Annotated in this window: 13 protein-coding genes; 9 read left to right on the forward strand and 4 right to left on the reverse strand. The window is 55.8% G+C overall.

Annotated elements, in window-relative coordinates; genetic code table 11:
- Positions 1–61: 61 nt before the first annotated feature.
- Entirely contained in the window at positions 62–2,197 is a 2,136-nt protein-coding gene (locus J8E65_RS08560) for an Ig-like domain-containing protein (RefSeq protein ID WP_210375330.1), read from the reverse strand.
- Positions 2,198–2,338: 141 nt separating this feature from the next.
- On the opposite strand from J8E65_RS08560, the gene aat reads away from it, so the two are divergent.
- Genes aat through ubiE form a run of 4 tightly spaced genes read left to right on the forward strand, consistent with a single transcriptional unit; the run spans position 2,339 to position 5,538 of the window.
- On the forward strand, positions 2,339–2,911 hold the full coding sequence (aat, locus tag J8E65_RS08565) for a leucyl/phenylalanyl-tRNA--protein transferase (RefSeq protein ID WP_237181794.1): 573 nt from the start codon (positions 2,339–2,341) through the stop codon (positions 2,909–2,911).
- A 41-nt stretch (positions 2,912–2,952) separates the two neighbouring features.
- The gene (locus J8E65_RS08570) at positions 2,953–3,783 is read left to right on the forward strand and encodes an N-acetylmuramoyl-L-alanine amidase-like domain-containing protein (protein WP_210375332.1); all 831 of its coding nucleotides are present in this window, start codon (positions 2,953–2,955) and stop codon (positions 3,781–3,783) included.
- Between the two features lie 37 nt (positions 3,784–3,820).
- Positions 3,821–4,804, forward strand: a complete 984-nt coding sequence (gene pfkA, locus J8E65_RS08575; protein WP_210375333.1) for a 6-phosphofructokinase — start codon at positions 3,821–3,823, stop codon at positions 4,802–4,804.
- Complete coding sequence (gene ubiE / locus J8E65_RS08580) at positions 4,804–5,538, forward strand: bifunctional demethylmenaquinone methyltransferase/2-methoxy-6-polyprenyl-1,4-benzoquinol methylase UbiE (RefSeq protein WP_210375334.1); 735 nt, start codon at positions 4,804–4,806, stop codon at positions 5,536–5,538. The genes pfkA and ubiE overlap by 1 nt, the downstream gene beginning before the upstream one ends.
- On the opposite strand, the gene J8E65_RS08585 is transcribed toward ubiE, so the two are convergent.
- From J8E65_RS08585 to J8E65_RS08595, 3 genes are read right to left on the reverse strand one after another with little or no spacing between them, the layout of a single operon-like run.
- Entirely contained in the window at positions 5,535–5,999 is a 465-nt protein-coding gene (locus tag J8E65_RS08585) for an ATP-binding protein (RefSeq protein WP_210375335.1), read from the reverse strand. The two genes, ubiE and J8E65_RS08585, sit on opposite strands and share 4 nt — an antisense overlap.
- A 15-nt stretch (positions 6,000–6,014) precedes the next feature.
- Positions 6,015–6,398, reverse strand: coding sequence for an STAS domain-containing protein (locus tag J8E65_RS08590; protein ID WP_210375336.1), 384 nt, complete (start codon positions 6,396–6,398; stop codon positions 6,015–6,017).
- Between the two features lie 54 nt (positions 6,399–6,452).
- Entirely contained in the window at positions 6,453–8,609 is a 2,157-nt protein-coding gene (locus J8E65_RS08595) for a PP2C family protein-serine/threonine phosphatase (protein WP_210375337.1), read from the reverse strand.
- 184 nt (positions 8,610–8,793) lie between these two features.
- Between J8E65_RS08595 and J8E65_RS08600 the strand changes: the two genes are divergently transcribed.
- The 5 genes from J8E65_RS08600 to J8E65_RS08620 all read left to right on the forward strand — a co-directional run bounded on the left by J8E65_RS08600 (position 8,794) and on the right by J8E65_RS08620 (position 13,809).
- Positions 8,794–10,542: a hypothetical protein gene (locus J8E65_RS08600; RefSeq protein ID WP_210375338.1), complete on the forward strand. Its 1,749-nt coding sequence runs from the start codon at positions 8,794–8,796 to the stop codon at positions 10,540–10,542.
- On the forward strand, positions 10,496–11,380 hold the full coding sequence (prmA, locus tag J8E65_RS08605) for a 50S ribosomal protein L11 methyltransferase (RefSeq protein WP_210375339.1): 885 nt from the start codon (positions 10,496–10,498) through the stop codon (positions 11,378–11,380). The genes J8E65_RS08600 and prmA overlap by 47 nt, the downstream gene beginning before the upstream one ends.
- A 4-nt stretch (positions 11,381–11,384) precedes the next feature.
- Entirely contained in the window at positions 11,385–12,335 is a 951-nt protein-coding gene (locus J8E65_RS08610) for a Ppx/GppA phosphatase family protein (RefSeq protein ID WP_210375340.1), read from the forward strand.
- Between the two features lie 25 nt (positions 12,336–12,360).
- Positions 12,361–13,464 carry an Mrp/NBP35 family ATP-binding protein gene (locus J8E65_RS08615; protein ID WP_210375341.1) on the forward strand — a complete coding sequence of 368 codons (1,104 nt, stop codon included), beginning with the start codon at positions 12,361–12,363 and terminating at the stop codon, positions 13,462–13,464.
- Between the two features lie 66 nt (positions 13,465–13,530).
- Positions 13,531–13,809, forward strand: a complete 279-nt coding sequence (locus J8E65_RS08620; protein ID WP_210375342.1) for a NifU family protein — start codon at positions 13,531–13,533, stop codon at positions 13,807–13,809.
- Positions 13,810–13,824 lie beyond the last annotated feature (15 nt).

Here is a 13,824-nt window from a genome sequence, read left to right on the forward strand (position 1 = left end):
CCCTATAAAAAACCCTGCAAGGGCCTGCGCAGGCCCTTGCAGGGTTTAGGCTGCAAACCGATTACTGCCCGCTTACCACGACAGATCGGTGATAGACCTGTCCGGATTGCTGCAGTTGCAGCAGGTAAATTCCGGCTGGCAGCGCCTCTGGCTGCCAGCGGAGTTGATGGGTACCTGCGGGTAGAAAACCTTCAAAGATGCGTCCGACCTCTTGGCCGAGCACGTTGTAGACCCGTAGGGTTAAGGGCCCGGACTGCATTAGCACCACCTCGATGGTGGCCTCGCGACCAACGGGATGTGGATAAACCGCGCGTAATCCTCCCGTAAAGGAAGCTGGGGCAGCTTCACGGGTTGTGAGCACTTGCTCGGTCACAAAGGCCCCAGTTCCCATGTGTACAAAATAGCGGGCCTCCCTCCAGGGATCCCCCCCAGTGAGAAAAATCCCATAAAGCGGTGTGTTAGCATCTACCTCTAGGCCGTAATCCGGACCCAGAAAGCCTCCAACTAGCCGTCCCCATCCAGAAGAGAGGGCGGCCAAAAATTCGGTGGCGTTGTGCGCCAGTGCCGTGTCGGCAGCTTGGTCAGAGTCAACCATGTCCGGGTAGGGCAGTTTGGGTAGGCTGCGCCAATCTGCCTCCAGCGTGTCAATATGTACAACCAGATTGTTTGCCAGACGTATCTGTAACGCCTGCCCTCCTGCGACCAGATCAACGCTCCACTCCGAAGCCTTGCCGCTGAACGGATCAAACGGACTGACTTCGAAACCTATAATGCCATCCCCTTCCTGCCTTGAAGGTGCTTTCTCCAAAGCCGCATTTAGAGCTGCCTTGGCCCGAATCGGCTCATAAGCTACCTGCTCATTCCCTTGCAGGTTGTAAGCAGCGCTGTATTCCAGCTCGCCCTGTAAGGGCGCTGCTAAAGGACGCCATTCTTGCACCAACCAAATGGGCAGCTCTGGATCTAAAGGATAGAGGCTGGGCTGAAGAAAACCTTGACTTGTGAACCAATGATACAATTGTCCAGCCATGAGCTGAAAGCCGCTGTGTTGCGTACTTGGAAAACGATTCATAAAAGCAGCTACGATCGCGTCAGAATCCTGCATGTCGTTTAAAGGAAGCGGCTGCATTTGGCGATATGGCCTGGACATTATGGGCTTTAACGCTCCAGGTGCACCTCCCCTAACCTCTAGCGTATAGGCTGTATCTTGTGAAGGAGCGTACGCAGTGAAGTTCCATACAAAGGAACGGCCGGTGGTGTCCACAAAACCCTGAAGAAAAACAATCTGGGCATCGCTGGCCTCAGCTTGAAAAGCACTTTGGGCTAGGGTAGCAGCTTCAAGTGCTGTAGTGGTGATCAGACGGATAACTGGAACGTTCAACCCTGAAAGATCTGGAGGAATTTGCAACGCGTCGGGTGTGTCATCCTGGTTGGCATCATAGATGCCATAGCCTGCAGGTTCTCCTAGATTGCCAGGTTCAAAAAATAAGGCTAAAAGATAATACGTGCCTGGACGTACGTAGTCGAGTGTAAAAGCACCATCGGCAGCAGAGACTGCAATCCGGGCGACCGTGGTAATTTCTAGACTAGGGCTTGTGGTGAGCAGTACCAACCAGTTACCCAAGTGACCTGACTGAACAGTGGGAGGCTGTGAGATCAAAAGGCGGGAAGGCGGGGTTTGCCCTGAGGATGAGGCCGCCGAAATGCTGAGGGTAAGACGAGGCATCTGCCAGGAAGCCACAGAAGATGTAGCCAGCCGAGGATAGATCTCACCGGGTCCCCCAGAAGAAAATTCTACAAGATGACCGCTAACGGTGTGTTCTCCAGCAGTGGAGGCCGTGGTGTAGTAAAAGGTATACCTTTGTGCCAAGCGGTTTCCAGAGATGCTTTTGGCATAAAAAACAACCCAGAGATAATCCCGGTCGGCCTGATGGGTTAGGTTAAAGGTAATCGTACGCCCATCTGGGCTCAAGGAAACCCTGGAAGGGTCACTCAGCTGCTGTTGCAAAAGCGTATCTAAAGGAAAAATGAGCAAACTGTCTGCTGGATTAATGGCCTGGTTGAATGTAATGGAGACCGGTGTGGTGAGGGCTACGTTTGCCGAACCATGGGCAGGCGAGACCGCTACCACTCGCAGGTCTTGAGCCTGAACCAGGGGGATAGTGCAGAAAAGGCTCAAAATGAGTAATGCATGTTTCATAGCTACGCTGGGGGCTTAAGGTTAGTAGGGATCGTGAGAAGGGGGGGTAGTGATCCGTCCCGTTGTAGAAGCGACACAGGTAAATAACAATTTACTATATGATCTTGCATTGTTCAATAGTTCTTATGTTGTAACATGTATATGCGTTTATCTGTGACCAAAGTGCTAGAAGCCTACCGCAGGGGATACTTTCCGATGGCTGATCCCCAAACCGGTCGGATTTGGTGGTTTTCTCCGGATCCTCGGGCTGTGTTGCCGTTAGCAGAATTTCATGTGCCGCGGAGCGTGGCGCGTCTAGTGCGGCGTAGCGTTTTTGAAGTCTACCATGACCGTGCCTTTGATGCGGTGGTTGCGGCTTGCGCTGACCGGTCCGAGAGTTGGCTTTCTAAGGAGCTCCAGGCAGTCTATCGGGAGTTATACCGTGTGGGCCACGCCCATAGTGTTGAATGCTGGCAAGAAGGGCAGTTGGTTGGGGGTCTGTTTGGGATTGCCATAGGTGGGGCTTTTTTTGGCGAGTCGATGTTTCACCGGGTTACAGGAGCCTCTAAAGTGGCGCTCGTGCATTTGGTGACGCATCTGCGCTGGCGTGGGTTTCGGTTACTGGACATACAGTTTCTTACACCGCACTTTTTGCAGTTTGGGGCCGAGGAGATTTCACGACACCTTTTTGAAAAGCAACTTGCAGAGGCGTTGGCCTTGCCGGTGCATTGGTAAGGCTGATGTTTGTAACTTAAGGATCAAAGGTGAAAGCGGTAATGATTTGGCTGCTATTCATTGGGGGGCTAACCTTTGCGGGGCCAGATTCGGCCTTGCAGGCCCGTTTTTCAGCCTTGATGGCTCAGGCGCAGGCGCAGCGCTTAGAAGTTCGGCCATTTGGGGAGATCTTGCAAGCCGTGGGGCTTTGGTTTCAGGGCGCTCCTTATGTTGCTGGCTTACTAGACGAAGCCCCAGTGGAGACGCTGCTGACGCCACTGGACCGTTTCGACTGCGTGCTGTTTGTAGAAAGCGTGTTGGCTTTGGCACAAACGATAGCTTTAGGAGATACCCGTATGGAGACGTTTCAGCGGCGTGTGGAAGCTTTGCGCTATCGGGATGGTCGGCTGGGGGGATATTGCACCCGACTGCACTACTTTACCGATTGGATCGACGACAATGCCCGGCGCGGCATGGTGCGCGATATCACGCAAGTATTGGGCGGAAAGCTTGTGCAGCGCCCTATTGCTTTTATGAGCACGCATCGCATGCGCTATCCTAAACTGCAGTCCGATAGCACCTGGCAGTGTCTGCGCGCTGTCGAAACAGCACTCAGCCAACGGAAGCGCTATGTGCTTTCCAAAAGTCAAGTGCGTCAGATAAGCGCTCAGCTACAGGCTGGGGATATTGTGGCCTTGGTTGCCCGTGAGCCGACGCTTGACGTAGTGCATGTGGGGTTGGTGTACGTCGGACCCAACGGCCGGCGAGGTCTGTTACATGCTTCACCACAGGGGGGAGTGAAGGTTTCTCCGGATCTTCAAACGTATCTTCAGAACAACCGTAGCTCAGTAGGCATTGTGGTGGCGCGGCCGATTGACCCGCGTCATCCTTAGCCCGGATGCTCGGCAAACCTTAAGCTGACAGCTCCCTATGGAAGAAATCCGACGAATTGGCGTTTTCACCAGTGGAGGCGATGCCCCAGGCATGAATGCCTGCATTCGCGCAGTAGTGCGCACCGCGATTGCGCACGACCTGGAAGTTATTGGTATTCGGCGTGGTTATGCGGGGATGATCGAAGGGGATTTTGTGGAAATGGACGGCCGCTCGGTGTCAAACATTTTGCAGCTGGGGGGTACAATTCTCAAAAGCGCCCGCTCCCGCCGTTTTATGACCCCCGAAGGACGTGCGCAAGCTGCTGAACAGCTTCGCCGAGCTGGCATTGATGCATTGGTAGCTATTGGGGGAGACGGGACGTTCCGCGGGGCAGCGATTTTTTATGAAGAACACCACATTCCTGTAGTAGGCTGCCCAGGAACGATCGACAATGACCTTTTTGGCACCGACGAGACAATCGGTTTCGACACGGCCATGAACACGGCCATTCAGAATATTGACCGCATACGGGACACGGCCGATGCGCATGACCGGCTATTTCTGGTGGAGGTGATGGGGCGGGATGCCGGGTTTATTGCGCTCAACTCCGGGATCGGAAGCGGGGCTGAAATGGTGCTGGTGCCGGAAACGTTTACCGAGATTGAAGAGATCAAAGAGCGCATTTTGTCGCTCATGTCTGCCCAGTCACGCTCTTCGATTGTGGTTGTGGCTGAGGGGGGTGAGCATGGGGGGGCAACGCAGATTGCGCAAGCGTTACGCGAAGATCCGGCATTTGCCAACATTGACCTGCGGGTGTGCATCCTGGGGCATACGCAGCGGGGCGGCTCGCCTACGGCGCGCGATCGCGTGCTGGCCAGTCGGTTGGGTGCAGCAGCGGTTGAAGCGTTGCTAGAAGGACACGTGAACGTTATGGTGGGCATTATCAATGGTGAGATCAAGCTGACCCCGCTAAAGCACGTCTACAGTCGTAAGAAAACCATTGACTACGAGTTGCTGAAGCTCACGCAGCTACTGGGCTAATGCCGCAACGCAAGCACTATCCCCCTGTTGGCGAAGCACAAGGTAAAAAGCGGCAGGTGGCGGAAATGTTCAATGCCATCGCGCCGCGCTACGACCTGCTCAATCGCATCTTGAGCGGGGGTATCGATCGGCGCTGGCGACGCCGAGCAGTAGGGCTGCTTATGCCCGAAGCTCCTCGCCGCGTGCTCGATGTAGCCACAGGTACGGCTGACCTGGCCATCGAGGCAGCGCGGCGCTTACCTGTGGAAAAGGTGATTGGGGTGGACATTTCTGAAGCTATGCTGCGTATTGGCCAAGAAAAAGTGGCGCGTTTGGGGCTTAGCGATCGGGTGTTGCTGCGCGTAGGAGATGCGGAAAAACTACCGTTTTCAGATCGACAATTCGATGCGGCACTGGTAGCCTTTGGCGTGCGCAATTTTGAAAACCTCCAACGCGGGTTGGCGGAGATTTATCGCGTGCTTCGACCGGGGGGCGTGCTTGTCGTGTTGGAGTTTAGCCACCCACGTGCTCCAGTTATCCGTACGCTTTATCGATGGTATGCCCATCACGTGCTGCCGCGCATTGGGACCTGGCTTTCTCGGGACGAGGGCGCTTACCGCTACTTGCCCGATTCGGTTGAGGTCTTCCCCGATGGCCCCGACTTTCTGGTACGTATGGAGCAGGCTGGTTTTCGAGATCTGTTGTGGCAGCCGTTGACCTTTGGCATTGCTTCGCTATATCGCGGACGTCGTTAAGTATTGGTTGAGGAGGGGGGTGAAGTATTTGGGGCGGGTGCAGGGTGCAAGTATTTGACGAGTTGCACTTCGTTGTAGCGGCCTAAGCTGCGATACTCTACTTGATCCATCAGTTTACGGATTAAGCGTATGCCCAGACCACCTCCCTGGCGACGGCGAATCAGTGCCTGCAGATCGGGTTCACGGTAGTGGGTAACGTCAAAGGCATCTCCTTGGTCACGAAGGCGCACCACAAAACGCTCTGGTTCGATGAGCACAGCCACATCGATGGGTTGATCTGTCCTGCCTTTGTAAGCATGTTTAATGATGTTGGTGCATGCTTCATCGACAGCGAGTTTGAGTTCGTTGATGACGGTTTCGGGAAGACCGGCCTTCCGGGCATGCTGCTCCACAAAGCGCCGAACCGTTTCTAGGTAGCGCGTTGAGCTGGGAATGCGGAGGGTGTAGAGCGCGCGCACCACGATGACACTACCAGCTTAGGGTTTAAGAGAGGAAGGCGGCACCGGCCGTTCCTGCCGAGCAAACCGCGCTAGTGCTTCAGCCTCGGTAGGTACAATGTCGAAAAGTAGCGGAAAGCCTAAAAGGTCAAATACGTTATACACATTGGGCTTGAGCTCGGCAATTTTAAGATCTCCTCCTTTTTCCCTAATTTCTTCGATGTAAGCCATAAAGACACCTAATCCGGCACTGGAGATGTAATCCAGGTTGCGTCCATTGATTAGAATTTGGTGGTGGCCTTCCTTGAGGCATTGTTGCAAAGCTGCTTCCAGCTCGGGTGCTGTGTGGGCATCCAGCTCACCATGCAAGTCTAGAATCTGGATGTCCTCATGTGTCCGAAAACCTACAGAAAAATTGCTCATAGCTTCACCTGCCTGATGCAAACCAGAGGGTTAGGAAATCTGAGCAAAGGCTTATCAGCAAGCTGACGGTTGGTTTCCGCAAGAAGGATCGTAGTGGAAAATAACCAGCGTGAGGTCGTCGTCGTAGATGGGGCGGCCAGTAAACTGCTGCAATGTCTCCAAAATCAGCACATGCAATGTCTCCGCGTCTTGATGGGCATGCGTTGTAAGGAGCTGCAGCAAGCGGTCGTAGCCGTAAGGTTCCCCAGAGGCATTGCGGCTTTCAATGAGGCCGTCGGTATACAAAATCAGTCGGTCGCCTGGCATTAGGGTTAGCGTATAGGTTTCAAGGGTTTGCTGAAACAGGCCGCTGCGGTCCAGTCCCAGTCCAAGTCCTTGAAGTCGCAGTGAGTGTGGGGGGTGTCCTGTGCGCAGCAGGATAGGAGGCGTGTGGCCGGCACGGGCGAGGGTGAGTGTGGCTGCCTGAAGGTCAAAGACGCCGTAGACGGCCGAGATAAATGCAGTGCGTTCCAGGGTATCGGAGAGGGCCTGATTGGCATGGGTCAAAAATATAGGTGGATCTGGGGTTAGGCGACTTAAGGCGCGAAAAATACCTTGAAGCTCGGCCATATAAAAAGCAGCTGAGGTTCCTTTGCCGGATACGTCGGCCACGATGAACGCCAGGCGGTTGCCGTCCAGTGGAAGCAGATCGTAGTAGTCGCCGCCTACTTCTTGGGCAGGAATGCTGCTGGCGACCACGTTTAGGTTAGGCAAACGGGGGATCCGCTGGGGTAACAGTCGGCGCTGCACATCGCGTGCGATGGAGAGCTCACGGGCCAAACGCTCTTTTTCCAGGCGTTCGGCCAAAAGTTGTGCGTTGTCAAGCGCCAGTGCGGCTTGGGCCGCAAAGACAGTGATAGCTTCGACGTCGTCTTGCTCAAAGCCGTAGGCCACCTCGCGCGCTACGAACAGCACGCCAAGGACTTCGTTGCGGGCAAGCAGGGGTACAGCCAGAAGGCTGCCCAGGCCATGCTCTGGACGGGCCCGCACGCGATGGTCGGCCAAAGCCTGTTCCAACAAGAGCGGCTGGCGTCGCGCAGCTGCTTCCTGATACAGCGCCTCGAGATCGACCAGCGTGTCAAAAGGCAAGTCTTTAGGTCCGCTTTGGGCAACCAGCCGCGGTCGCAGTGAACCGCGCTGCAGGTCGGGCAGCGCCAGCCAGGCCGATTGGGCTACGCCCGCTTCAACCGGTAGGCGGACGATCGTTTCGGCCAGGCGCTCAGCATCGAAGACCTGACGCACCAGTTGCATCAGGGCGTGCAGCGCAGCTAGTTCATCTACTTTGCGCTGAAAGTCTCCAGTGGTAGGCAGATGAAAAAGCAGCGAAAGAAAGGTTGTGGCAAGGTACAAGATGCCAAAAGCCAGAGCTAGGCTGATAAACGTGCTGAGTGCTGCGCTGTAATGCCAGAGATAGACGTGCGCTGAGCCGCTGACAAACGCCAGTGCGGCCGACAAAGCGCCAGCTGCTAAAACTGACAAGCCCAGGTTGAGTAGTTTTTGCCGAAACGTCAAGTACAAAATCCAGGAAACCCGAAAAGCATTCCGCAACATTAGGCCTACCGGCACGATCAGCAGCAGGACCAATACCGGCTCGCTTGGCTCAAGCCAATCCACCAGCAAAGCCGAAAAGGCCATACTGCCCAGCATGAGGCGCCAGTTGCGCTCGCTTTGGCGCGTCCGCTTAAACAAGACCAGCCCGCGCAGCCCAAGCAGCAGCCAGAAAGCCAGTAGGGCCTGCAGGAGCGCCAGCGCGTTCATTTGTACAACCGTGACCAGCGTCAAAGGGACGCCGGTTTCGTAGGCAAAGCCCGAGGCAGTGGCCTCAGAAGGAAGGCTTCCGATTTGCAGCAGCAGATGACTTGAAGCTTGTACTAGCAAAGCAGCTAGGGCAAGACTCCAAAACGTGCGTACCGGTGCAGCACTCCGCTGGTGCGTTTCACCCCAAAGCAATAGCCAAAGCGTACCATAGGTGAACAACACCAGGCCATCGTAATAGAGCACCTGTAGCCAAGGGGATGCCGGTTGGCCCGTTTGCCACTGAACGACATGGAAAATGACCGTCAGAATATACCCTATGCTGAACAGCGGTAGCAGTAAGGCCCGTCGTGTGCGCCGCTGCTGCAGAAGCACTCCGGTTTGTTGCCAAGAAGAAAGCCTGAGGAGGCGTGCCATGCAAAAAGCCTTCGGAGCTGACGATCCGTTCCAACAACGTTAACGCATCATACCGGCAAACGCGAGCATTTGTTACATAGGAGTAATTTGCTAAAAACCTGTCAGCAAGTTCAATGCGTATGACCTTGTTGTAACTTCTTGCGGCCGCCTTGCGTACGCCTTGCAGACGTTTTCTGCCCTGCCTATGTCGCGCACGTCGCTTGTTCGATGGCAATTGTTGGTGCTTGCGGTGCTGACGCTGCTGGTTGGACTTCGGGCGTGTCAGCGTCGGGCAGAAGCACCCCACGCGATAACGCTGTTTGCCGACATGGCGCCAGGCATGCTGTACCACAAAGTGCTCCATGTCGAGCAGCCCGTACGCTTGCGCTGGAAAGGGATTGGGGCATGGAGGCGCACTGCCTCGGGCCCTGAGCCAGTGGCCTACGGCTGGGTACTGCGACGTTCAGATCGCCAGGTCGTCTGGCAGATGCAGCCACGCGACGTCGATGATCCACCACGCTTTCGTGTGCAGGATACGCTTCGCCTTGCACCAGGCGTTTACGATGTCTTTTTTACGACACAGGGCAACGTATCGCAGCCCAATGGCTTTTGGTCTTGGCTGTTCCCTAAAGCTTCCTGGATGCGTGGCTACCGCGACTGGGGTTTATGGGCAGAAGTCTTGGATGGACCCGCAAGCCTGCGCCTAGAGGAAGGTTCGCCAGCAGCGCCTGCAGGACCTGCGTTGTTGTGGACCGCTGCACCGATGGCTAGCGCTTCGTCTCGCATGGCCCTATTGGAAGTGCGACGCCCTACGCGCCTTTTGGTCTACGCTGTCGGTGAACTTCAAGCGCAGCCAGCAGACTACGGATGGATCGAGCGCTTGCCCGATGGTGAACGACTCTGGGAAATGCGGCGAGAAAATACCCAACCTGCGGGCGGATGGGAGGGGAATCGGATGGCGCGCGATACGGTTGAGTTTATGCCAGGCGTCTACCGTGCTTGGTTTCAAACGGATGCCGCTCACGCCTTTGGCAATTGGCGTTTTAACCCCCCTTTTGATGTGGCAGCCTGGGGATTGACGCTGTGGCGTCTTCACCCTGAAGATACCAGCGTAGTCCTACTGGATCCCTGGGTAAGCCGTCGTCCGCTACTGATGCTAGCTCCTGTTGGCAATGCTGAAAACCGTCAGGTTGAATTCTCGGCCAGGGATACTACAGAGGTGCTGCTGTATGCTGTGGGTGAGCTAGGCACACGAAACCGTCGTTACGATTATGCTTGGCTGACCGATAGCCTAGGCACCACGCTCTGGAAAATGGAGCGTGCACGGTCGGTTCCAGCAGGTGGCCATCCCAACAACCGCCTTGAAGTAGCAGCGCTGCGCTTGCCTCCTGGCCGGTACGTGCTGCATTATCAAACTGACGACTCCCACGCTTATGAAGACTGGCGTAACGGGCGCCCGGAACACCCGGAACGCTGGGGCGTGACGCTATTTCCCTTGCGACCAGGCCGTGACACCCTGATTGTGCACGCGGCATCGACCAGTGCCCCTTCGGTTGCACCGCCCTCGCCACCGGTTCAGACCACCGGTGCGCTTTTAGTCGACCTAACCCGCGTGCGCAACAACGAACATCGAGAACAAGCGTTTACGCTGACGCAACCCACGCGGCTGCGCATTCGCGCCGTAGGCGAGCTGTCGCTTAGCGGCCAATACGACTACGGTTGGATCGAGCAAGCTGGCACAGGTGAAGTCGTTTGGGAAATGACTTGGCAACATACAAAACCGGCAGGCGGAGACGGACGCAACCGTATGGCCGATACCCTGCTGACGCTCCCTGCCGGAACTTATATTGCCCACTTTCGCACCGATTTTTCACACGCCTATGGACAGTTCGAATATCCCGAGCCCCATGAACCCGAAGCCTGGGGACTCCGGATTGAGCGTATCGACCAATGAACCTACGATTGAGCTGGTACTTACAGCTCCCGAAGCTTTGCATGACCCGCTAATTTTGCACCTAGATGCTTTGGGATTCGAGGCATTTTGGGAAGAAGCCGATGTGCTCAAAGCTTACATGCCGGCTTCGCAATGGCGGGCTGCGGTTCGGGAAGCTGTCCGTGAACTCTTGCGAAAGCAGGGGCTGCCTGATACGATCGAAGTACGCACCATCGAGCCCGAAAACTGGAACGCCCGCTGGGAAGCACAAATGCAACCCATTGCGGTCGGTCCCTTTCTCATTAAGCCCAGCTGGCACGCCGTGCCTGAAGCGTATGCCACACATATTGTGCTGGAAATCGATCCTAAAATGAGCTTTGGCACGGGCTATCACGAAAGCACCCGCTTGGTATTGCAGATGCTACCCGATTGCGTCGAACCAGGCGCTCGCGTGCTGGATGCGGGAACGGGAACAGGTATTTTAACCATTGCTGCCCTGAAGCTCGGGGCTGGCTCAGCTATTGCCTTCGACATTGACCCATGGGCTGCTGAAAACGCTCAAGAGAACTTCGCGCGTAACGGCGTAGCCGACCGCGTCACGTTTCGCCAAGGCTCCATGGATGTAGTGCCTGAACGGGATTTCGATCTGATCTTGGCGAATATCCACCGTCGCGTATTGCTGGAGATGCTGCCTGCGTTTCGTGAAAAGGTGCGCCCCGAGGGCTATGTGCTGCTTTCTGGGCTGCTGCGTGAGGAACGGGAGGTGATGCTGGAGGCGGCTGCTGCGCAAGACCTAAAGCCACTGCATGAGGCCGTGGAAAACGCCTGGTGGGCAGTAATGCTTAAACGCTCGCTTTAAAGCCGTGCGTCTGGCCGCAATCGATTTGGGCACGAATACCGCGCTATTGCTGATTGCCGAAGTCACCGGCAACCGCCTGATCCCTTCCTATGAGACCGAGCGGTTTGTGCGATTGGGGGAAGGGCTGGAAGGTCGCGGCAGGATCAGTCCAGCAGCACTGGAGCGGCTACGCCAGACGCTGATGGCCTATCGTGAACTGCTGCTAGCCTACAACGTGGCTACATGTATTGTTGCAGCTACCAGCGCTGGACGAGAAGCCGAAAACCAAGACGCACTCCAGGCCGTAGTAGCCGATACACTGGGCTTGCCACTCGAAATCCTCTCGGGTGAAGAAGAAGCGCGCTGGAGTATGGCTGGTGCTTTGGCAGCACCAGCCATGCCTCAAGGTCCTTGCCTGGCCGTGGATATTGGGGGTGGATCTACAGAACTGATCGCAGGAAGACCAGGAGCGATCACTTTCCTTCGAAGCTTACCGCTAGGCACTGTACGCCTTACCGAGCGCTACTTTCACCGCTTCCCCCCTACACCAGCTGAAGTCGTCTTAGCCCAAGAGCACATCTGCAGCGTTTTAGCGGCACAGCCACTCCCGCATGCACCCCAATCCTACACCCTTGTGGGCATTGCCGGCACTTGCGTATCGCTGGCAGCACTGGAGACCAGGCGTTTTCCATTGCGTGAACCCGTGGCGCTTTCCCGCGAGGCGATATACCATTGGCGAGATCGACTTTTGGGCATGAAGCCAGAAGACATTCGAGCCCTTTGGCCTGCGTTGCTTGCGGGAAGAGCCGATGTACTACCTATGGGAGCGTTGCTGCTTGGCGAAATCGTAGCCTGGGGTGGCTGGGACCTGTGCTACGTCAGCCCTTTTGGCTTACGGCATGGACTGTTACTGCGGTGGCTCAGCATGGGTCAAACGGAACAAATCGCCTCACCAGCCGGTCCCACTTTTGGGTAATTAGAAGAGAAAGATTGTATTGCCCATGCTTACCCCACAGCAGGTCTTGCGCGTTTTGGCGCGGGTTGTGGATCCCGATTCAGGACGCGATGTGGTTCGGCTGAAGCGTGTGCGTAATCTGCGCGTTGAAGACGATCGCGTTGCCTTCACCCTTGTTTTGCCGCGTCCAGATACCAACTTTGCCCGTGAGGCCCCTGAGCAATGCCGCCGTCTGTTGCAGGAAGCCTTTGGTGAAAATCTTAAGCTACACATTGACACCGATACAGAGCTAATCGGGCTTGAAATCCAAGGGGGGAGTCCGATGTCTACGGTAGAGCCAGAAGGCGTGCTCAACTTTGTGGCTGTCGCCTCAGGCAAGGGAGGGGTAGGCAAAAGCACGGTGGCGGTCAACCTGGCCGTAGCTTTGGCTCAGCAAGGCTATGAGGTGGGATTGCTCGATGCCGACATCTACGGGCCTTCGGTCCCAACCATGTTTGGTGTGCGTGATGAGAAACCCCGCGTAAACGAGCAGCGCAAGATCGTTCCCCTAGTGCGCCACAACGTCCGGCTGCTTTCGATGGGTTTTATTGTCGATCCCGAGCAGGCCGTAATCTGGCGTGGGCCTATGGTAGCCAAGGCCTTACGACAGTTCTTAGGTGAGACCGATTGGGGAACACTGGATTATCTGATTCTGGATTTGCCGCCTGGTACTGGTGACGTACCGCTGACCATTGTGCAATCTATTGCGTTAACCGGAGCGATTATTGTTTCTACACCACAACCGGTCGCGTTGGCCGATGCCCGCAAAGGGGTCGCTATGTTCCGCAACGTGCAAGTGCCTGTGCTGGGCATTGTAGAAAACATGGCTTATTTTGCACCGCCTGACCTTCCCGATCGAAAGTACTACCTGTTTGGTCGCGGAGGGGCTCGCCGGCTTGCGGAAGAACTGGACGTGCCGTTTTTAGGCGAGATTCCTATCGAAGAGGCTGTACGTGAAGGCGGCGATACAGGCCAGCCTATTGTGCTCAGCGATCCGGAAAGCACTTCAGCCCGCGCTTTTTTCCAGCTGGCCCAACAGGTAGTCGAACAGGTTAATCTGCGCAATGCCGAGCAGCCCCCGACGCAAAAGGTGGAAATCCTTTACCGCTAGGGCGCAACAATCCCGTAGGAAACGGGTTTTAGCTCAACGTATATCGTCGTCAGCTTTACGCGCGTTATGACCGATACGAAAGCCACACCGCTGACGCCCAACGATCCCGAACTGCACCGGCGCATCGAAGAAGCGCTCGATATGATTCGTCCCTATTTAATGACCGATGGCGGTTCGGTGCGTCTCCTTGGCGTGACAGAGGATTATGTGGTTGAGCTGGAGTTGCTGGGCGCCTGCGGAAGCTGCCCCATGAGCCTGATGACGCTACGGGCAGGCATTGAACAGGTGCTTAAGCGTGCTATTCCGGAGATCACCCGCGTTGAAGCCGTTCAAGCCACTTCGTAATCAGGAAAAAGCGCT

The sequence above is a fragment of the Rhodothermus bifroesti genome, from assembly GCF_017908595.1.
Classification (GTDB): domain Bacteria; phylum Bacteroidota; class Rhodothermia; order Rhodothermales; family Rhodothermaceae; genus Rhodothermus; species Rhodothermus bifroesti.

Coding starts and splice junctions, on each gene's coding strand:
- J8E65_RS08600 (WP_210375338.1), top strand. CDS start 8,794: ATGTCGCGCACGTCGCTTGTTCGATGGCAATTGTTGGTGCTTGCGGTG.
- aat (WP_237181794.1), top strand. CDS start 2,339: ATGCGTTTATCTGTGACCAAAGTGCTAGAAGCCTACCGCAGGGGATAC.
- J8E65_RS08590 (WP_210375336.1), bottom strand. CDS start 6,398: ATGAGCAATTTTTCTGTAGGTTTTCGGACACATGAGGACATCCAGATT.
- ubiE (WP_210375334.1), top strand. CDS start 4,804: ATGCCGCAACGCAAGCACTATCCCCCTGTTGGCGAAGCACAAGGTAAA.
- J8E65_RS08615 (WP_210375341.1), top strand. CDS start 12,361: ATGCTTACCCCACAGCAGGTCTTGCGCGTTTTGGCGCGGGTTGTGGAT.
- J8E65_RS08560 (WP_210375330.1), bottom strand. CDS start 2,197: ATGAAACATGCATTACTCATTTTGAGCCTTTTCTGCACTATCCCCCTG.
- pfkA (WP_210375333.1), top strand. CDS start 3,821: ATGGAAGAAATCCGACGAATTGGCGTTTTCACCAGTGGAGGCGATGCC.
- J8E65_RS08570 (WP_210375332.1), top strand. CDS start 2,953: ATGATTTGGCTGCTATTCATTGGGGGGCTAACCTTTGCGGGGCCAGAT.
- J8E65_RS08620 (WP_210375342.1), top strand. CDS start 13,531: ATGACCGATACGAAAGCCACACCGCTGACGCCCAACGATCCCGAACTG.
- prmA (WP_210375339.1), top strand. CDS start 10,496: ATGAACCCGAAGCCTGGGGACTCCGGATTGAGCGTATCGACCAATGAA.
- J8E65_RS08595 (WP_210375337.1), bottom strand. CDS start 8,609: ATGGCACGCCTCCTCAGGCTTTCTTCTTGGCAACAAACCGGAGTGCTT.